The 19,517-nt window shown below is 74.0% G+C and carries 16 protein-coding genes and 1 pseudogene; 9 read left to right on the forward strand and 8 right to left on the reverse strand.

Translation table 11 applies throughout. The features are described from left to right. Window positions 1-76: 76 nt before the first annotated feature. The 4 genes from ACWCXC_RS29935 to ACWCXC_RS29950 are packed head-to-tail and all read left to right on the forward strand — an operon-like array spanning window position 77 to window position 4,776. Window positions 77-1,219, forward strand: a complete 1,143-nt coding sequence (locus ACWCXC_RS29935) for a polyprenyl synthetase family protein (RefSeq protein WP_450682972.1) — start codon at window positions 77-79, stop codon at window positions 1,217-1,219. Beyond that, entirely contained in the window at window positions 1,216-2,787 is a 1,572-nt protein-coding gene (gene crtI, locus ACWCXC_RS29940) for a phytoene desaturase family protein (protein ID WP_450891070.1), read from the forward strand. Before ACWCXC_RS29935 ends, crtI begins: the two co-directional genes overlap by 4 nt. After that, the gene (locus tag ACWCXC_RS29945) at window positions 2,774-3,769 is read left to right on the forward strand and encodes a phytoene/squalene synthase family protein (RefSeq protein ID WP_450682974.1); all 996 of its coding nucleotides are present in this window, start codon (window positions 2,774-2,776) and stop codon (window positions 3,767-3,769) included. Before crtI ends, ACWCXC_RS29945 begins: the two co-directional genes overlap by 14 nt. Continuing rightward, window positions 3,766-4,776 (forward strand): DUF5914 domain-containing protein, encoded by a 1,011-nt coding sequence (locus tag ACWCXC_RS29950; protein ID WP_450682975.1) that lies wholly within the window; start codon window positions 3,766-3,768, stop codon window positions 4,774-4,776. The genes ACWCXC_RS29945 and ACWCXC_RS29950 overlap by 4 nt, the downstream gene beginning before the upstream one ends. Window positions 4,777-4,789: 13 nt before the next feature. On the opposite strand, the gene ACWCXC_RS29955 is transcribed toward ACWCXC_RS29950, so the two are convergent. The 5 genes and pseudogenes from ACWCXC_RS29955 to ACWCXC_RS29975 form a co-directional block, all read right to left on the reverse strand. Next, window positions 4,790-6,358 (reverse strand): FAD-dependent oxidoreductase, encoded by a 1,569-nt coding sequence (locus tag ACWCXC_RS29955; protein ID WP_450891071.1) that lies wholly within the window; start codon window positions 6,356-6,358, stop codon window positions 4,790-4,792. A gap of 117 nt (window positions 6,359-6,475) precedes the next feature. Continuing rightward, window positions 6,476-6,632, reverse strand: a pseudogene (locus ACWCXC_RS29960) (ubiquinone biosynthesis methyltransferase UbiE); the annotation flags it as partial. Then, window positions 6,629-7,846, reverse strand: a complete 1,218-nt coding sequence (locus ACWCXC_RS29965) for a lycopene cyclase family protein (protein ID WP_450891096.1) — start codon at window positions 7,844-7,846, stop codon at window positions 6,629-6,631. The pseudogene ACWCXC_RS29960 and the gene ACWCXC_RS29965, both read right to left, overlap by 4 nt. 235 nt (window positions 7,847-8,081) lie before the next feature. After that, complete coding sequence (locus ACWCXC_RS29970; RefSeq protein ID WP_450891072.1) at window positions 8,082-9,341, reverse strand: NAD(P)/FAD-dependent oxidoreductase; 1,260 nt, start codon at window positions 9,339-9,341, stop codon at window positions 8,082-8,084. Window positions 9,342-9,573: 232 nt separating this feature from the next. Next, window positions 9,574-10,581, reverse strand: a complete 1,008-nt coding sequence (locus ACWCXC_RS29975) for a MerR family transcriptional regulator (protein ID WP_450682978.1) — start codon at window positions 10,579-10,581, stop codon at window positions 9,574-9,576. A 161-nt stretch (window positions 10,582-10,742) separates the two neighbouring features. Here ACWCXC_RS29975 and ACWCXC_RS29980 point away from each other — a divergent pair, with 161 nt between their 5' ends. The 3 genes from ACWCXC_RS29980 to ACWCXC_RS29990 all read left to right on the forward strand — a co-directional run bounded on the left by ACWCXC_RS29980 (window position 10,743) and on the right by ACWCXC_RS29990 (window position 14,712). Beyond that, complete coding sequence (locus ACWCXC_RS29980) at window positions 10,743-11,351, forward strand: sigma-70 family RNA polymerase sigma factor (RefSeq protein WP_450682979.1); 609 nt, start codon at window positions 10,743-10,745, stop codon at window positions 11,349-11,351. 580 nt (window positions 11,352-11,931) lie between these two features. Then, window positions 11,932-13,731: an AMP-dependent synthetase/ligase gene (locus tag ACWCXC_RS29985; RefSeq protein ID WP_450682980.1), complete on the forward strand. Its 1,800-nt coding sequence runs from the start codon at window positions 11,932-11,934 to the stop codon at window positions 13,729-13,731. A 144-nt stretch (window positions 13,732-13,875) separates the two neighbouring features. After that, a complete protein-coding gene (locus ACWCXC_RS29990) occupies window positions 13,876-14,712 on the forward strand; it encodes an aldo/keto reductase (protein ID WP_450682981.1) in 837 nt (278 codons plus the stop codon). A 54-nt stretch (window positions 14,713-14,766) separates the two neighbouring features. Here ACWCXC_RS29990 and ACWCXC_RS29995 read toward each other — a convergent pair whose 3' ends face one another. Continuing rightward, window positions 14,767-15,690 carry a class I SAM-dependent methyltransferase gene (locus ACWCXC_RS29995; RefSeq protein WP_450682982.1) on the reverse strand — a complete coding sequence of 308 codons (924 nt, stop codon included), beginning with the start codon at window positions 15,688-15,690 and terminating at the stop codon, window positions 14,767-14,769. A gap of 20 nt (window positions 15,691-15,710) precedes the next feature. Continuing rightward, window positions 15,711-16,682, reverse strand: coding sequence for an AraC family transcriptional regulator (locus ACWCXC_RS30000; RefSeq protein ID WP_450891073.1), 972 nt, complete (start codon window positions 16,680-16,682; stop codon window positions 15,711-15,713). A gap of 81 nt (window positions 16,683-16,763) precedes the next feature. Here ACWCXC_RS30000 and ACWCXC_RS30005 point away from each other — a divergent pair, with 81 nt between their 5' ends. Next, the gene (locus tag ACWCXC_RS30005; RefSeq protein ID WP_450891074.1) at window positions 16,764-17,633 is read left to right on the forward strand and encodes an NmrA family transcriptional regulator; all 870 of its coding nucleotides are present in this window, start codon (window positions 16,764-16,766) and stop codon (window positions 17,631-17,633) included. A 58-nt stretch (window positions 17,634-17,691) separates the two neighbouring features. Here the strand turns inward: ACWCXC_RS30005 and ACWCXC_RS30010 are convergent, their stop codons facing one another. Continuing rightward, a complete protein-coding gene (locus tag ACWCXC_RS30010; RefSeq protein WP_450891075.1) occupies window positions 17,692-18,432 on the reverse strand; it encodes a class I SAM-dependent methyltransferase in 741 nt (246 codons plus the stop codon). Window positions 18,433-18,522: 90 nt separating this feature from the next. Between ACWCXC_RS30010 and ACWCXC_RS30015 the strand changes: the two genes are divergently transcribed. Beyond that, window positions 18,523-19,485 (forward strand): LysR family transcriptional regulator, encoded by a 963-nt coding sequence (locus ACWCXC_RS30015; RefSeq protein WP_450682986.1) that lies wholly within the window; start codon window positions 18,523-18,525, stop codon window positions 19,483-19,485. Window positions 19,486-19,517: the final 32 nt, after the last annotated feature.

Here is a 19,517-nt window from a genome sequence, read left to right on the forward strand (position 1 = left end):
AAGTCACTGCATCCGCAACAGGACACCCGGTGGAAGCAGTGGCGTGCGGACAACGAAGAGTGAGAAGGGGCTGCGCATGCCTGGACTGCCGCCGATGGTGGCCCGACCTGCCGAACGGGTCGACGACGCCCTCACCGCGTCCGACGCGGCGAACGCCGTCGGCACCGTCCTCAAGGAGGTACTGGAGGAGCGGCTGCGTCATTCCCGTTCCGTCGACCCCGTCTTCGCCCGGGAGCTGGCCGACCGTCTCGCGGCGCTGACCGCACGGGGTGGAAAGCGGCTGCGTGCCGCGTTCGCCCACTGCGGCTGGCGCGCCGTGGGCGGCTCGGGAGACGCCACGGCCGTCCTGCGAACGGGCGCCGCACTCGAACTGCTCCAGGCGTGCGCTCTCGTCCACGACGACGTGATGGACGGCTCGGTACAGCGACGCGGCGCACCGGCCCTGCACGTCGACCTGGCCCGCAGGCACTGGGCAGCGGGCATGCACGGCTCGTCGGAGTCCTTCGGCACCTCGGCCGCCGTCCTGACCGGTGACCTGGCCCTCGCCTGGGCGGACGACCTGCTGACGGAGACGGCACTCGGTACGCCGCACGGCACGCGCCTGCACGGCGAGTGGCGGGCGATGCGCACCGAGATGGTCGCCGGGCAGTACCGCGACCTGCACGCCCAGGCCGCCCGGTCCTCCGGCGTCGACGAGGCGCTGGCCATCGCCACCCTGAAAAGTGCCCTGTACACCGTCGCGCGGCCCCTCGCGCTGGGAGCTGTGCTGGCCGGAGCCGACGAGGACGCACTGGACGCGCTGCGGGCGGCCGGCCGCTGCGCCGGGCTGGCCTTCCAGCTGCGTGACGACCTTCTGGGCGCCTTCGGCGACCCCGCGCTGACCGGGAAGCCGGCCGACGACGACCTGCGCTCCCGCAAGCTCACCTACCTGCTCGCCGTCGCCGTCCGGCTCGCCGATGCCTTCGATGACCACATGTCGGCCGCGGCGCTGGCTCCGGACGCGGACCCGAGGTCCGACCGGACCGTCCGGCAGGTGCGGTCCGCGCTGGTGCGCACCGGTGCCCGGGACCTGGTGGAGGCGAAGATCGAGGGGCTGACGGACATGAGCCTCGCCCACTTCGACCGCTGCGGCGCGCCCCCGGCCGTGCGGCACGAGTTCGCCGCACTCGTCGGGCGGGCGACGGGGGCGGTCCCGCGTGGTGACGGGGAGGCCGCGTGAAGCGGGTACCGGGGCCGACCGACCACGTCGTCGTGGTCGGGGCCGGGCTGTCCGGGCTGGCCTGCGCCCTGCACCTGCTGGGTGCGGGCCGCAGGGTCACCGTCGTCGAACGGGACGCCGGCCCCGGCGGCCGGGCCGGCCGTGTCCGGCGGGGCGGCTACGAGATGGACACCGGTCCCACGGTGCTGACCATGCCGCACCTGGCCGACGAGGCGTTCGCCGCCGTCGGGGACAGCCTTCACCACCGCGTCGAGCTGACGGCTCTGGATCCGGCCTACCGGGCCTGTTTCGCGGACGGGTCCTCACTCGACGTGCACACCGGCGGCGAGGCGATGGAGGCCGAGGTGCGCCGTTTCGCCGGACCGGCGCAGGCGGCCGGATACCGCGACCTGCGACAGTGGCTCGAACGGCTGTACCAAGCGCAGATGCGCCGTTTCATCGACACCAACTTCGATTCCCCCCTCCAATTGCTGCACCCGGACCTGGCCCGGTTGGCGGCGCTGGGGGGATTCGGGCGCCTGGACCGCCGCATCGGCCGCTTCGTGTCCGACGAGCGCCTGCGCCGCGTCTTCTCCTTCCAGGCGCTGTACGCCGGGGTGGCCCCCGCCCGCGCACTCGCCGCTTACGCGGTGATCGCCTATATGGACACCGTGGCCGGCGTCTGGTTTCCCAAGGGCGGCATGCACGCACTGCCCCGAGCCATGGCCGACGCGGCGGCGGACGCCGGTGCCGATCTGCGCTGGACGGCCGACGTGGACACGCTGGAGCGGTCCGCGGGCCGGGTGCGCGCCGTCCGCCTGGCCTCCGGCGAGCGCATCGCCTGCGACGCCGTGGTGCTGACGTGTGAGCTGCCCGCCGCCTACGGGCTGCTCGGGCGGGCACCTCGGCGTCCGGCACGGCTGCGGCACTCGCCGTCCGCCGTGATCCTGCACGCGGGCACCGACCGCACCTGGCCGCACCTCGCCCACCACACCATCTCCTTCGGCACCGCGTGGGAGCGCACCTTCGAGGAGCTGACCCGTACCGGAGAGCTGATGAGCGACCCTTCCTTGCTGATCACCCGCGCCACCACCCACGACCCGGCTCTGGCACCGCCCGGGCGCCACCTCCACTACGTCCTGGCGCCCTGTCCCAACACCCACGTCGGTCCGCGGGCAGCCTCGTGGCGTGACCTCGGCCCCCGCTACCGCGACAGCCTGGTCGGCGTACTGGAAAAGCGGGGGCTGGAGGGGTTCGCGGACAGTATCCAGGAGGAGCTCCTGGTGACGCCGCTGGACTGGGACGCGCAGGGCCATGCGGCGGGCAGCCCCTTCTCGGTCTCCCACACCTTCGCCCAGACCGGCCCCTTCCGTCCGCGCAACCTCGTGCGGGGGCTGGACAACGTGGTGCTCGCGGGCTGCGGGACCACCCCGGGTGTCGGCGTTCCGACCGTGCTGGTCAGCGGCAAACTCGCCGCCGCGCGCATCACCGGCGGCACCCGCTCCCGGCCCGCCCGAACGCATCGGCCCCCGGCCGTTCCCGCCACGTCTCCCGCCCCCGTCCCGGCAGGTACCGATGAGCCGTCGTGAACTGGACGCGGCGGGGATCACCGACCCCCTGCTGCGCGCCGCCTACACCCGGTGCCGCCGGCTCAACGCCCGCCACGGCAAGACCTACTTCCTGGCCACCCGCCTGCTGCCACTGGAACGCCGCTCCGCCGTGCACGCCCTGTACGGCTTCGCCCGCTGGGCGGACGACATCGTGGACGACCTCGACCGGCACCGCACGCCCGAGGAACGCGACCGGCTGCTGCGGCGCCTGGAGAGCGACCTGGCCGACGGGCTGCTCACCCGGGCGGGCCGCGAACCCGTGGTCAGGGCCGTCGCGGACACCGCCGACCGGTACGGCATCGATCACGCGCTCTTCGCCGACTTCCTGTCCTCGATGCGGGCGGACCTGACCGTCACCCACTACCCGACCTTCGCCGATCTGAAGGGGTACGTGCACGGTTCGGCGGCGGTCATCGGCCTGCAGATGCTGCCGGTCCTCGGCACGGTCACGGCCCGGGAGGAGGCGGCGCCGCACGCGGCGGCGCTCGGCGCGGCGTTCCAGCTCACCAACTTCCTGCGCGACGTAGGCGAGGATCTCGACCGCGGGCGGGTCTACCTGCCCGGTGATCTGCTGGCCGCGCACGGCGTGGACCGGCCCCTGCTGGAGTGGAGCAGGCGTACCGGGCGCCGCGACCGCCGCATCCGGGCCGCGCTCATGGCGGCGGAGGCCATGACGCGGCGCGTGTACCGGACGGCGGAGCCGGGCATCACCATGCTCGATCCGCGGGTGCGTCCCTGCATCCGTGCCGCGTTCACCCTCTACGGCGGGATTCTCGACGCGATCGCCGAGCAGGATTACAGCGTGCTGCATCGTCGGGCGGTCGTGTCGCGTCGGCGTCGGGCGGTAACGGCCGCTGCCGGGGTGCTGCGCGTGGCCGGTGCCCGTCTGGGTGCTCGTACGGAGGACCGCGTGGCACCGGCGGGAGCGTCGGCAGCCGAACGGACGGGTTCGGTGCGGTGAGCGGTCGAGGGAACGGCAAGCGGTGGTCGCCACCCTTGCGCCGGCGTGCTTCCGGTCCCCACTGGGCGGCTCAGACTCCGACGTGGCGCCAGGCACGTCCCGCGCTCATCGCCGACGCGCTCACGAGGGCGTCCGCCCGCCCGTCGGGCAACTGGTTCGTGGTCGGCGCCTCCCGGAACGTGCGCGCGGGCGACCGGCCCTACGGCCGGACGGTGGGTGGTGTGGAGGTCGTGCTGTGGCGGTCGGAGGACGGCGAGCCCCATGCCGGTCCGGGCATCTGCCCGCACCTGGGTGCTCCGCTGCGCGACAGCCGGGTGGTGTGCGGCACGCTGGTCTGCCACTGGCACGGGCTCGCCCTGGACGGTTCCGCGTCCGCCGGCTGGCGGCCGTTCCCCGTGCACGACGACGGCGTACTCGTCTGGGTGCGGCTGGACGAGGTGGGCGGCGAGGAGCCCAGTGAGCGGCCCGTCGTGCCCGCCCGGCCCGTGGCGGGCCGCGGGGTGGACGCGGTGTTCACGGCGGTGGGGCGGTGCGAACCGCAGGACGTGGTGGCCAACCGGCTCGATCCGTGGCACGGCTCGTGGTTCCATCCGTACTCGTTCGTCGACCTCTCGGTGGTGCGTGAGCCGCAGGGGGACGAGGACGACGCCTTCGTCGTCGACGTCTCCTTCCGGGTGGCCGGGCGGCTCGTGGTCCCGGTGCGGGCCGAGTTCACCGCGCCGGAGCCGCGCACGGTCGTCATGCGCATCACCGACGGCGAGGGCACCACGTCCGTGGTGGAGACGCACGCGACGCCGCTGACCGGGCCGGACCACGAGCGTCCCCGCACCGCCGTGGTCGAGGCGGTCGTCGCCGCCTCGGACCGGCCCGGCTTCGCCGTGGCCCGGGCCGCCGCCCCCGTGCTGCGCCCGCTGATGCGCCGTTCGGCCGGACGGCTGTGGCGCGACGACCTGGCCTACGCCGAACGGCGCTGGACGCTGCGCAACACCGGTCGGTATCCCGGCTGAGGGCGGCCGGCGGTCAGGGCGCCGCGTGGCGCCCCGCGGCGGCCCCGAGCGCTCGCAGCACGGGCGAACGCCCGGTCCGGGGAACCGTCCACAGGGTCTGGCCGCGCACTCCACGGTCAGCGAGCAGGGCGTTCGCGGCCAGGAAGCCGGTGGTGGCGGCCCGTTCCATGAGCGCGACGGGCAGGTCGCAGCGGATTCCGTCGCCTGCCAGGGTCAGCCACGGGTGGGGGGTGCGCACGGTGGGGCGCCGCCGGTGGGAGCCGACCTCGAACAGCGGGCAGTCCGAGCGCCACTCGTGCAGGGCGTCGACGACGCGCGCCTCACGGGTTTCCGGGTACACCTGGTGCAGCTGGTCGACGAGTTGGTCCTGCACCTGCTTCGGTTCGGCCGCCGGATCCAGGGCGTAGGCGTGCAGTTCCACGACCGACCCTCCGCTCCGCGCGGCCCAGCGGGCTGCCTCGCCCTCGTACCGCTCCAGGACGCTGACGTTGTCGAGTCCGGCGTAGCCGCTGGTGCCGAGGAACCCGGGCCGGTCGGCGCCGACCGGCCGGTCGAGCCAGAGCCGCGAGACGAGGAACGGCGGCGCGGTGCGCAGGGCCGCGATGCCCTCTCGCCAGGCGTCGGTGCCCAGGCCGGGTGACGCCGCGACGGTCTGCCGCAGCCCCGCGGTGTCGAGGGCCAGCACCACCGCCTGGTGGCGGTCGGCACCGGTGTCCGTGATCACGTCCGCTCCCCCGCCGTCCCTCGGAAGGACCCGTCGCACGAGCGTTCCGGTGCGCACGTCCGCTCCGAGGCGCCGGAGGTAGTCGCCCAGCGGGTCCCACAGTGCCTGGGGGAAGGGTTCGTCCGGTACGTCGAAGAGCAGGCCCTCGGCCGATCCGAGGAAGTAGATGTGGAACATCAGCAGCAGTTCCGCGGCGGACAGCCGCCGCGGATCGGCGAAGAAGCTGCGGGAGAACACCTCGAAGGCCAGGTGGTGCGCCGCTTCGGGGAAGCGCACGCCGTCCAGGAAGCCGGTGGCGGTGACGGTGTCGAAGCGTTCGTAGACCTCGGGCACGCGCACGTCGAGGAGCGGCAGGGCGGCCCGCGCGTCCATCGCGGCGAGGTCCCGCCACCCGAAGGTGGGGCTGAGCGCGACGAAGCCGAGCGCGCTGAAGGGCGGGGTCCGCGGGACACGGGCGAAGCTGTCGGTCAGACCGCCGCTGTGCCGCAGCGGGTAGTCGGGCAGCGGGGTGAGGCGCTCCAGCCCGGGGTCCGTGCGGCGGAGCAGTCCGCGGAGGTTGTAGTACTGGCGGAAGAAGGCATGGAAGCCTCGGGTCATGGTCACGGCGCTGCCGTCCGCCAGCGTGGTGCGCCGGCCGGAGAGCCGGCCACCGAGTGAATCCCCCTTCTCGTACAGGGTCACGCGGGCGCCGCGTTCGGCCAGGACAGTGGCCGCGGCCAGACCGGCGATCCCGCCGCCGATCACCGCCACGGGCGGCTCGTCACCGCGTCGGAACCGGTCCGCACCGGGTGCGGGGAAGACGATCTCGGCCTTGCGGTCGCGGCCCCGTCGGGCGGCGGTGGTGTGTCGGGCGGTCACAGGACGCGCTCCTCTGTCGTCTGGGGCCCGCCGTTGCGGGCGAGGAAGGTGTGCACGATGCCCGTCTGCCATCCGGCGACGAACCCGCGGCACACCGCCGACCGCAGGGCCCGGTGCACCGGTGCAGTCCGGCCCCGTCGTCCGGGAGCGCGAGCCGTCGGGCCGAGCGCGGGAGGCCGGCGCGGTAGCCGGGATCGAGGGCCGTGAGGCGGTCGTAGGTGTGCGAGGCGTGGTCGAAGGCGCGGGCCAGGTCGTGGTCGCGCAGGAGCGTCATCGGCTGTGTCCTCCGGTTCGGCCGGCCGGCCGGGAGCGGCGCGGGAGGAAGGGCACTTCGGCCGCGGTGCGCAGCATCGGCCGGACAGGGGTGCGAAGCCCGATGCCCCACTCCTCCCGGAACGAGGTCGTGCCGTCGAGGAACCTCAGCAGACGCTCGGCCGGGACCCGGCGGAACAGGTCGGTGAAGAAGCGCGGCCCGTCGATGCGACCGGTGTCCAGGGCGCGCAGCAGGATCGCGTCCATGGCCAGTGCCCGCAGCCCGTGCGGTGCCGGGAAGCGGTCGTGTCCGTCACGCAGGGCGGCGGCGATGGCCCTGCTGTGGCGTTGCACCGCGGCGAAGGTGTAGCCGGTGGCGGGACGAGTGGCACCGCCCGCGGTCCCGATACGGAACACGGCGTGCCCGGCGCGCCGTGGGAAACGGGCGTCGGTCATGGGGATGAGCCCCTGCTCCGTCCGTTCCACGGTGAATCGGCCGAGTCCCAGGATGTCGCGGCAGTAGTGCCCGAGTGCCGACTCGTACGCCGCCGTGGTCAGCACGCCGCGGGAGAACTCGGTGTACTCCACGAGCGCCCGGTCCGGAGCCAGCGGCAGGACGTAGCCGAACGCGAGCCCGTGGGCCGGCTGCGGAACCCGGAAGTCCATCAGATCCGCGACCGTGGGATCGAACCGGTCGGTCTCGGTGCGCACGAACCAGCCGCGGAAGTGCTGGAGCAGCCGCGTACGCGCCGGCGGCAGATCGGGCAGCGGCCGCGAGTCGAAGACCCAGCGGGCGTGCAGCGCCAGGGGCCGGCCTCCGGGCAGCGCGCACCGGACCTCCGCGCCCGCCGGTACAGCGCGCACCGCGTCCGCCGTCCCGCGCAGCAGGCGCGCTCCCTCCGTACGGGCCAGGCGGCCGTGAACCAGTCGCTCGAAGTCCGCGGAGCGCACCATGCGGTAGGTGAAGGGAGCCGGATCGACGGTGACCGAACCGCCGTCCGCGCCGTACAGACGCAGTACGGACCAGGAGGCGCTGACCGCCTCTTCGAGGCCGTCGGTGCCCGCCCCCCAGTAGCACCAGGTGCGCTCCGCGGGGCGCAGCGGGCCGTCAGGCGGCTCCACCAGGGTCACGGCGGTGGCCGTGCCGTTCTCCGTCAGCCGGTGAGCAAGGCTGAGACCGGCCGCGCCGCCACCGAGGACGAGCACGCCGGAGTCCTCGGTGCGGCGGGGTGTCACCACGGTCGCCGTTCGACGACCGGCCTTCCGTCGGCGCCCGGGTGCCGCGGCCCGCCGAGCACCTCGGAGCCGGCGGCCGGCCCGCCCGGACAGGCCCCTGCCGCTCCTGCCGCCAGGACGCGCGCACGCACATCCGTCAGATCCACGTTTCACCCCTCAGGAGGACGGCGATTCCGTCCGGTCGCCATGGCTTCGGGCCCGAGGTCGTCCGTGGATGCGGTCGGGCACCACTTCATCACCGACGCCACCCCTGCGCTTCCAGGTCCGCCCGTACCTCCCGCGCCGCGCGCGCACCCGATGCCAGGGCACCCTGCACGGAACCGGTCGCCCGGTGGTCCCCGCACACGTACCTTCCCGGGCCGCGGCGGGTGGTCCGGCTCAGCGGCCAAGGCGGAAGCATCGCGGGCAGCGCGCCGTCGACGGTGCGGGCGGCCACCTGCTCCCAGCCGCTCGTGTCGGTGCCGTACATCTCGGCCAGCCGCCGGAGCACCGCCTGTGCCCTGCCGGGGAGGTCCGTACCCAGCACGGAGGTGGAGATCAGTGCGGTGCCGGGGGGCGCGTACGTGGGAGCGACGCGGCTGAGGACGGTGGTGTTCAGGATCGTTCCGGTGCTGTCCACGACGAGGACGGGTTCGGCCGTGGGCGGGCTGTCGGTGGCGTGGTAGTAGGTGGTGACGGTGCGGGTGGCCGGAACGGTCAGGTCCGGGAGCAGGCGGGCGGCGGTCGCCGGGTCCGTCGCCACCACGACCGCCCGGGCCGGCACCTCGGCGCCGTCACCGAGCAGCACTCCGGCGTCCGTGATCTCCGCGACGGGCGTACCGAGGCGCAGGACGCCGTCGGGCAGGCCGTCGGCGAGCTGTGCCGGTACGGCGCCGATGCCCTCGGCCGGCAGGCACAGGGACCCTCGGGCCATGCTCCGCCAGACGAGGTGGAAGAACCGGGCGGAGGTCTCGAGCCGGTCCTCCAGGAAGACGCCGGACAGGAACGGCCGCAGGATGCCGGCGATCGCGGCGTCCGACAGTCCCGCCCCGGACAGGGCCGCCGCGGTGGAGCGGTCCCGGCGTCGTCGAGTGACGGACACGGGCAGTACGGCGTCCCGTGCGGTGAGTGCCGCCAGCGCGATCAGGTCGCGTGCCGAGAGGGCTCGCCCCGGCAGCAGGGTCCCCGCCGCACGGTGCTCCCTGGTCGGATCGGCGAGGCGGACGGGCCCGCTCCGAGTGTGCGCGACAACGCCCGCGGTGAACCGTCTCAATCGCAGGTCCCGCAGCTCCATCCGCCCCTTCACCTGGGGGTAGGAGGTGTTGAACACCTGGAACCCGCGGTCCAGCAGGAAGCCGTCCCGCCGGTCCGTGCGCATCCGGCCGCCGACGCCGTCGGACGCCTCCAACAGTGTCACCCGCCATCCGGCGCGGCACAGGTCGAGGGCGCAAGCGAGGCCTGCGAGACCCGCGCCGACGACGACCGCGTCCGCTGCCCGGCGATGTCCGTCGCTCATATGTCTCCTCGCTCGACACCATGACTTCGATGCCTGGGTGCGGAGGCCGCTTCGGGCGGCCCCGCGCCTCGCCCAGCGCTCCGGACCGGCCGGCCCGGAGCGGTGTCGCGGCCCGGTGAGAGTGCGATGAGCGCCCGCCGGCCGAAGACGGGCCACGACCACCCTTCAAGCGGACCACGTCCCCCGGCCGATGCCCGGGAGCCACGACGAAGAACGGCCGGACGACACCACTTCACGGGTACACCGACGACTCCAGGGCGGCGACCGCTTCGGCAAGACCCGACGGACGCGCCGGGCCGGCCACCGGCCGTCCCGCCCATCCGGGTCCCAGAGTGAGGACGACGGGCCGCCGCCGGGCTCCGCGCACGCCCCACTCCATGGCGGCCACGTGCTCGGCCAGCGGCCGGCTGGCGGTGCTGCGGGACTGCGCCCACAGTCCCACCGCGGCCGGCCCGGTTCTGCGCACCGCCGCGACGAGCGACTCGACGGGCAGCGCACCGCCGAACATCCGCACCGGAACACCTCGCTCCGTGAGTGCCGCCGACAGGACCTCCAACGGCAGCGTGTGGTGCTCCCCGGGCACGCAGGCGAGCATCGTGGTGGCACCGGAGCGGTTCTCGACCGTGCGGGGTGTGGCTCGTCGGAGCGCCCCCGACACGTGCCAGGACAGGAAGTGCTCGACCTCGACGTACTTCTCGCCGGACGTCTCCCACTTGCGACCGACGGCCTGGAGTGTCGGCACGATCACCTCGGTCCATGCGGCGACCAGCCCGTGCTCGGCGATAGCGGCGAGCAGCAGTTCGTCCAGGACGGCGGCGTCCAGGCGCAGAGCGGCTCTCGCGATCCCCCGGCACTCCTGTCGCACGTCGCCCAACCGCAGGCCGCTCCCCGCCCGGCTCCGGCGCCCGGCGGAAGCGCGACGAGCCGCGTCGGCGTCTCGGGGCCGGGCAGCCGCCGTCGGGCCCTCTCCGCCGCGCACGAGCCGCGCCGCCTCGGCCGGTGGCAGTCCGGTCGCCGTCAGGGCGCACATCCGCTCCAGCCTCGCCACGTCCTGCGCCGTCCAGCGCCGATGCCGTCCATCCGCGTGCGCGTCCGGCCCCAGCCCGTACCGGCGGTCCCACGTGCGGACCGTGGTGGGCGCCACGCCCAGACGCCGGGCGACCTCGCCGGTCGTCAATCCGCCCCGGCGCGGGCCGCCCTCGCCGACCAGGGCGTCGCTGTCCTCCGTGTGCGTGTTCACCCGGCCACTATACGACGCACAAACGACGCAAGTTGCTTGCATCGTTTGTGCGGCCAACACTGAAGCGACGCACGCGGCAGTCGCACAGGGCGGACCGGCGACGTGCCACTCGGCGGACGGCCCCTCCCGTCCCCGCACGACGCACGGCAGGAGGAACGGCCATGGACACGCGCACACGACCGACCAGAACCTCGGTCCCGCCCGTGGAGGAGACGCGGTACGAGGAGGACCTGGCTCAGGGACTCGTCAAGGCCGACGAAGAGGCGTTCGTGGCCATCTTCCGGCGCTGGGGATCCCTCGTGCACACCATGGCCACCCGCTCCCTCGGCGACACCCACGAGGCCGAGGACGTGACGCAGCAGGTCTTCGTCGGCGCGTGGCGCGGGCGGAGCGGCTTCCGGCCCGAACGGGGCACACTCGGCGCCTGGCTCGTCGGCATCACGCGCCGGAAGATCGTCGACGCGCTGGCGGCCAGGACACGTCGCCTGTCCCTGATCGAATCGGCCGGTCAGGACGTCACGCCCGCCCGTCTCGTCCAGCCGGCACCGGACGAGGTACTCGACCGCGTACTGCTCATGGAGGCCCTGTCCCGCTTGCCGCGGGCCCAGCGGGAAGTCCTGCGCATGGCCTTCTACGAGGACCTGACGCAGGCTCAGATCGCGGAACGCACGGGGGTCCCCCTGGGCACGGTCAAGAGCCACACCCGCCGCGGCCTGCATCGGCTGCGCACGGCAGTGGAGCCGGGCACCGCGCACGACCCATGCGCATGAGCAGATGGTGCGGAGATGCACCGGGCACATCCTGCCCTCGCCGCGGCGAGGAACTGCCGCGGTTGACCCGCCTGGTGACCGCCGCGCGCGGCGCGGAAGCACCGGACAGCGGCTCCGCCCGAGCGCGTGTACCGGCGCGTCACGCTCGCCGTGCCCGAGGAGACCGAAAGGCCGCCCCGTCCTCGGGGACATCCCCCCCACGGGTCTGCCGACGAGAAGACTCGCACGTGCCGGCACCGATGGACGGACCGCTTGGGCGGGGCCTTCTACGGGCGTCGCGCGGCGGACGGGAGTGGCCGGACAGGCCCCGCGGTCCGGCCGTATCCCCTGTTTCCCGCTATATCGCAGTGCGCGCGGCGTACAGATTCGGTGGAGATTCCCGCGCGAGCCACTTACTCCATGGTCAGAAGCGTGTCCGGGCCTTGCCCATCTGGCCGGATTTCACCACCCGGCCGTTGCACGACGCACCTGGTGCGGGGCGGTGCGGGCCCTCCCGCGGCGGCCTTCGGTGGGGTAGCGTCACGGCGCTGTGCGGAGCGCCACAAGGAGCAGGTCATTGCGTGAATTCACGGTTCCCCCGATGGCGGCCGCGCCCCCCGTAGGCGGGCTCGCCGATGTCGTCTTCGACTACGCCGAGGAGGATCCGCGGCGGGTCGCGCTGGGCCGCAAGGACGCGGACGGACGCTGGCGGGATGTCACCGCGGCGGCGTTCCGCGACGAGGTGCTGGCGCTCGCCAAGGGGCTGATCGCGCACGGGGTGCGGTTCGGTGACCGGGTCGCCCTGATGTCCCGGACCCGCTACGAGTGGACGCTGTTCGACTTCGCCCTGTGGTCGGTCGGCGCGCAGTCCGTGCCGGTCTATCCGACGTCCTCGGCCGAGCAGGTGCTGTGGATGCTGCACGACGCCGAGGTCTCGGCCGTGCTGGTGGAGCACGAGGACCACGCGATGACGATCGCGTCAGTGATCGACCGGCTTCCGCAGCTGAAGCGGCTCTGGCAGCTCGACGCCGGCGCGGTGGAGGAGCTGGTGGAGGCGGGCGCGACGGTCGGGGACGACGTCGTGCACCGGCACCGCAGGGCAGTCACGCCGGAGTCGGTGGCGACGGTCATCTACACCTCGGGCACCACCGGCCGCCCCAAGGGCTGCGTGATCACGCACGCCAACTTCATGTTCGAGACCGACACCATGACCTCCCGCTGGGAGTCCGTCTTCCGCTCCCGGGCGGGCGACGAGGCGGCGACGCTGCTCTTCCTCCCGCTGGCGCACGTCTTCGGGCGGATGGTGGAGGTGGCGGCCGTGCGCGGCCGGGTGAAGCTGGGCCACCAGCCGGAGCTGTCGGCGAGGGCGCTGCTGCCGGATCTGGTGTCGTTCCGGCCGACCTTCATCCTGGCGGTGCCGTACATCTTCGAGAAGGTCTTCCACACGGCCCGCCGCAGGGCCGAGGCGGAGGGCCGGGTCGGGCCGTTCGACAAGGCGGTCGAGGTGGCCGTGAAGTACGCGGAGGCCATGGAGGAGCGGGCTTTCGGCACCGGTCCGGGGCCGTCGGCCGGGCTGCGGATGCAGCACCAGTTCTTCGACAAGGTCGTCTACCGCAAGGTGCGCGAGGCGATGGGCGGCAGGATCCGCCACGCCATGTCCGGCGGTTCCGGGATGGAGCGGCGGCTCGGGCTGTTCTTCGCGGGGACGGGGGTGACCGTGTACGAGGGCTACGGGCTGACCGAGACGACGGCGGCGGCCACCGCCAACCCGCCGGAGCGCACCCGGTACGGCACGGTCGGGCAGCCGATCCCCGGCTCGACCGTGCACATCGCGGACGACGGCGAGATCTGGGTCCACGGGGCCAATGTCTTCGGCGGCTATCTGGGCGACCCGAAGGCCACCGAGGCGGTCCTGAAGGACGGCTGGCTGGCCACCGGGGATCTGGGGGCGCTGGACGAGGACGGCTATCTGACGATCACGGGGCGCAAGAAGGAGATCCTGGTGACCTCGGGCGGCAAGAGCGTGTCGCCCGCCGGTCTGGAGGAGCGGGTTCGGGCCCATCCGCTGGTGGCGCAGTGCATCGTCGTCGGCAACGACCGGCCGTACATCGCGGCGCTGGTCACCGTCGACCAGGAGGCGGTGGAGCACTGGCTCACCATGCAGGGCCGGCAGCCGCTGGGCCCGGCGGACCTGGTGCGCGACCCCGATCTGGAGATGGAGATCCGGCGGGCGGTGGTCGCCGCGAACACGGCCGTCTCGCAGGCCGAGTCGATCCGCACGTTCCGGATCCTGGCCCATCAGTTCAGCGAGGAGCACGGGCTGCTGACGCCGTCGCTGAAGCTGAAGCGCAGGGCGATCGAGACGGCGTACGCGGCCGAGGTGGACGCGCTCTACCGCTGAGCGCCCGGGGTCCCACCACGCCCGCCGGCCGGTCGCGTCCCGATCGGCGTTCACGCATACGGACCGCGCGTCCGGGAATGCACGGGCCGCCCCGATCGTTCACTCTGGGAGTCCCACCACCCACAACGTTAGGATCGACCGCTCGTGAGCCAGGTCCCCACTCTCACTCTCCACAACGGTGTCGAGATGCCGCAGCTCGGTTTCGGCGTCTGGCAGGTGCCTGACGACGAGGCCACGAAGGCCGTCGCCACGGCCATCGAGTCCGGGTACCGCAGCATCGACACCGCCGCGATCTATCAGAACGAGGTGGGCACCGGAAAGGCCATCGCCGCCTCCGGTGTCGCGCGCGACGAGCTGTTCGTGACCACCAAGCTGTGGAACACCGAGCAGGGCTACGACCGGACGCTGCGCGCCTTCGACGCCTCGCTGGAGAAGCTCGGCCTCGACTACGTCGACCTGTACCTGATCCACTGGCCCGTCCCGGCCAAGGACGCGTACGTGGACACGTACAAGGCGTTCGAGAAGATCTACGCCGAGGGCCGCGCGAAGGCCATCGGCGTGTCGAACTTCCTGCCGGAGCACCTGGAGCGGCTGCTCGGCGAGACCTCCGTGGTGCCGGCCGTCAACCAGATCGAGCTGCACCCGCAGCTCCAGCAGGCCGAGTCCCGCGCCCTGCACGCCCGGCACGGCATCGCCACCGAGGCGTGGTCGCCGCTCGGCTCGGGCAAGGGCCTCCTGGAGGTGCCGACCGTCGTCGCCGTCGCCCGCAAGCACGGCCGGACCCCGGCCCAGGCGGTGCTCCGCTGGCACATCCAGACGGGCAACGTGGTGATCCCGAAGTCCGTGACGCCGTCGCGGATCGCGGAGAACATCGACGTGTTCGACTTCGAGCTGGACGCCGACGACCTGGCCGCGTTCGCCGCGCTGGACGAGGGCAAGCGCCTCGGTCCGAACCCGGGCGAGTTCAACGCCGGCGCCTGAGCCCGTCCCGTTCTTCACCGCCGCCCGGCCCCGTGCCGGGCGGCGGTCGCCGTGTCAGGCGCGGCGGCCGAGGTGGACCGTGCGGGCCAGCAGGAGGAAGGTGTCGGGGCGCCGGTGGAGTCCGGCCGGGTCCTCGGGGTCGAGGAGCCGGTCGAGCGTCTCCCGGTCATCGGCGTCGAGCCGTTCGCCGAGCCCGTCGCGGCGGCGGGCGAACTCCGCGATCACATGGTCCCGGGCCACCTCGCCCAGCGGGGCCGGCAGATCGAGCAGGAAGCTGCGGGTGCCCTGAGGGGCCAGCCCGACGGCGGTGAAGAGCGCCGCCCAGTCCTCGTTCTCCCGGCGCGCGTCCGGCAGTTCGGCCCGCATCTCCTCGAACATCTCCGCCTGGACCGCCTCCATCCTCGCCTCCAGACCGGGCCTGCCGAAGCCCAGGTCGCGCGGCAGCTGACGCGGCTGGAGCCCGCCCTCGACCAGGGCGACGGTGCCGCCGGGGCGCAGCAGCGCGGCGAATCCGGCCAGCACGGCGCGCTGGTCGCCCATGTGGTGCAGGGCGTTGCCCGCCCAGACGAGATCGGCCTCGCCGAGACCGGCGAGTCCCTCGGGGATTTCCGCGTGGAGCGTGGTGACGCGCTCGCCGAGCCCGAGCCGCCGGGCGCGGTCGCGGGTGTGCTCCAGCAGGGCCGGGGTGGCGTCCACGGCCACGACCTCGGCCTCGGGGAAGACCTCGGCGAGCAGGCAGGCGACGACCCCGGGACCGCTGCCGATGTCCAGGACCCGGCGGACCTTCGGGGCGTCGGGAAGTCCGGCGATCCAGCGGGCCGCCCGGGTGTACTGCTCACTGCTGAGTTCGGCGTTCTGCTCCAGGAGCGGGGCCATCACGTCCCAGTCGGGATCGGCGGGGTTGTGGCCGTGCCCGTGGGTGTGCCCGTGGCCGTGGCGGCCGTCGTGGTGGTGACCGTGACCGGTGTGGTTGCTCATGCTCCCACCCTCACCACACCTCAGCTCACGGGCAAACTTTGTTGCCGGTCCGGCAAGCCGCCCTTGCGGTACTTCTGCGGGCTGACTCCGCGCACCCGCTTGAACGCGGTGCTGAACGCGAACGCCTGGCTGTATCCCACCTTGCGGGCCACCGCCTCGACGGTCGCGTCGGTCTCCCGGAGCAGATCGGCGGCCAGCGCGAGGCGCCATTCGGTGAGGTAGCTCATCGGGGGCTCCCCGACCAGTTCGGTGAACCGGCGGGCCAGTCCGGCTCGGGAGACCCCGGCCCGCGCGGCGAGCGCGGCGACGGTCCAGGGGTGGGCGGGCTCGTTCTGGAGGAGGCGCAGCGCCTGTCCGACGACGGGGTCGCCCATGGCCCGGTACCAGGCGGGGGCCTCGGCGCCCGGCCGGGAGAACCAGGTGCGCAGGGTGTCGATGAGGAGCAGGTCCAGGAGCCGGTCGAGCACCACGCTCTGGCCCGGTTCGTCGCGGGCGATCTCCGAGCCGAGCAGGCCGAGCAGCGGTCCGGTGGTCCGGCCGTCGGCGGGCAGGAGGAGCAGCGGGGGCAGGGCGTCGAGCAGCCGGCCGCTGATCTCGCCCTCCATCAGATAGGTGCCGACGAGCACGACCGCCGAGCCCTCGGCGGCGTTGCCCCAGGTCCGTACCCCCAACCGCATGGACTGGGCGAGCGGTTCGCCGCGCAGGGTGGTGCAGCCGCCGCCGGGTCCGATGAGGGCGCGGGGCGCGGTGTGGGGGCCGTCGGCGACGGTGTACGGCTCCGGGCCGCGGGCGAGCGCCAGATCGCCCGGGGCCAGCCGTACGGGAGCGGCGTCGGCGTCGGGGCGGATCCATGCCTCGCCCTCGGTGACGGCCATGAGGCAGAGCGGGGCGCGGTCCTCGATCCGTACGGACCACGGGGGTTCCATCACCATGCGCAACAGGAAGGCACCCCGGGCGCGGGGTCCGTCGAGCAGTCCGGCGAGTGCGTCCATGCGGTGCAGCGTAGACGCGCGCGTAGGGAGGTGAGTGGCTGGGGCATGGAGGGCGGGGACGGGGGCGGGGAGTCTGGGGGCATGACGGAGAACACGGAGAACACGCGGCGGCAGACCCCTTTCACCGGCCCGGTCCTGGTGACGAGCGGGACGGGCAAGACGGGCCGGAGGGTGGTGGAGCGGCTGGCGGCGCGCGGTCGGGAGGTGCGGGCCGGATCGCGGGGCGGCGCCGTCCCGTTCGACTGGACGGACCCCTCGGGCTGGGAGGCCGCGCTGACCGGCGCGGAGGCGGCGTACATCGCCTACTACCCGGATCTGGCGGCGCCGGGGGCACCGGAGGCGATGGCGGAGTTCGGCGCGGTCGCGCGCCGGTGCGGGGTGCGGCGGCTGGTGCTGCTGTCGGGGCGGGGCGAACCGCAGGCCGTGGTGGCCGAGGAGGCGTTGCGGTCGGCGGCCGGGGACGCCGAACTGACCGTGCTGCGCTCGGCGTTCTTCGCGCAGAACTTCAGCGAGGGGGCGCTGGCGGACGGGGTGCACCTGGGTGAGGTGGTCTTCCCGGCGGGCGGTACGGCCGAGCCGTTCGTCGACGCCGACGATCTCGCGGACGTGGTGGCGGCCGTGCTGTGCGGGGACGGCGGCGCGGGTGAGGTCCACGAGCTGACCGGGCCGCGTCCGCTGACCTTCGCCGAGGCGGTCGCGGCGCTCACCGCGGCCACCGGGCGCGAGGTGCGCTACACGGCGGTGACGGGTGCTCAGTACGCCGCCATGCTGGCCGAGTTCGGTGTGCCGGAGGAGGAGGCGTCCCTGCTGGCCGAGCTGTTCGCGTTCCTGCTCGACGGGCACAACGCCACGGTGACCGACGGGGTGAAGCGAGTCCTGGGCCGGGACCCGAAGCCGTTCGCGGTCTTCGCGGCGGAGGCCGCGCAGGACGGGGCGTGGGGCGGCGCCTGAGGCGACGAGCGCCTCGGCGCGGCCCCCGGGACGAGCCACCGGCCGGGCGCCGGCCCCGTCAGCGGCGGCGGAACGCCAACAGCCGGTACTCCGGTTCGGCGCGGCGGCGGTCGGGGTCGGGCAGCGCGGTGAGTGCGCGGGCGAGGTCGTCGGCCGCCGTCCCCGGCAGCGCCAGCCGCGAGGCGTAGGAGCCGCGCAGGACCCCGTTGGCGGCGGTCAGCGGGGTCCTGCCCTGCCCGTGGCCCCGGAACACCCCGCTGCCCGTCGCGTCCAGGCCGCAGGCGGCGCCGTAGCCCAGGACCCGCTCCGTGGCGTCGGACGGGGAGCCGGAGAGGTAGGGAGCGAACAGTGCGTCGATGTCGCTGCCGACGTCGTGGGAGGCGTCCTTGTCGACCGTGGTCACGAACACGCCCCCGGGCCGCAGGATCCTCGCCGCCTCGGCCACGACCGCCGGCACGGCGCCCTCCTCGCGCAGCAGGTGCAGCAGCCACACGGCCGTCACCGCGTCCACGGAGGCGTCACGCACGGGCAGCCGGCGCGCGTCGGCCAGCACGACGCCCCCGACGCGCTCCCGGGCCACCCGGGCCATGCCCGGGGAGGCGTCGGAGCCGTACACCCGGCAGCGCGGCCGTCCGGCGGCGAGCCGCTCGGTGACCAGGCCCGTACCGCATCCGACGTCCAGCAGGGTGCGCGCGGTGGGCGGGACGAGGCCCAGCACGGCGCGGGCCGCCGCCCCCGCCCTGGGGACACCGCCGCGCGTCGCGTCGTAGACGGCGGCCTCTTTGTCGTAGTCCAGCATGCGCAGGACTGTACGACACCGGGCCGTCCCCTACCGCCCGGAGGCGACGACCGTATTGCCGCAGGACGGCGGGGACCATAACGTGCCGTTATGGAGCTGGAGTTGCGCCATCTGCGAACCGTACGTGCCATCGCCGACACCGGGAGTCTCACCAAGGCGGCCGCCGCTCTCGGGCTGGCCCAGCCCGCGCTCAGCGCGCAGCTGCGGCGGATCGAGAAGGCGCTGGGCGGGCCGCTGTTCGACCGCGACCACACGGGCGCGCGCCCCACACTCCTGGGCGAACTGGTCCTGGAGCGCGCCCGGGTGGTGCTGCCGGCGGTGAGCGAACTCCAGGAGGAGGCGGTGCGGTTCGCGAACGCGTGGGGGTCCATGGAGCGGTTCCGGCTGGGCGCCACGCACGGTCCGCTGCTGGGCGGGCTCGTCGACCGGCTGGCCGCCGCGTACCCGTCCGCCCCGGTGTCCACGTACACCTCGTGGTCGGTCGCCGAGCTGGCCGGTCAACTCGTGGACGGGCGGCTTGACTTCGCTCTGGTCGGGGCGTGCGGTGAGAGCGCGCCGCCGGTCACGGACCGGCTGCGGTGGGAGGTGATCGGCATCGATCCGGTGTTCGTGATGCTTCCGGACACGCATCCGCTGGCCGGTGAGACGGAGCTGGAGCTGTCCGCGCTGGCGGAGGAGAGCTGGGCGGACGTGCCGGGCGACGGCTGTTTCGCGGACTGCTTCGTGGCCGCCTGCGCGCGGGCCGGGTTCAGCCCGGTGTCGGTGTTCGAGACGGACACCGTGTCCGTGGTCCATCTGGTGCAGGTGGGGCGGGCGGTCGGGCTGTGCCGGGCGACGTTCCCACCGACGCCGGGCGTGGTGACCCTGCCGCTCGCCGGGTCCCCGCTGAGCTGGCGCCATCTGCTGGGCTGGCATCCGCGCTCGGCGGCAGCCGCGGCGGCGGCCGGGGCGGTCACCGGGCACACCCGGGCGGCGTACGCCCAGGCGGTGGAACGCAGCGACAGCTACACGCGCTGGCTGGCCGCGCATCCGCGTTTCGGCGCGGCCCCCTGACGGGGCGTCCGGCCGGGGCCGACGGGGCCGGG

Source organism: Streptomyces sp. NPDC001515, assembly GCF_053597115.1.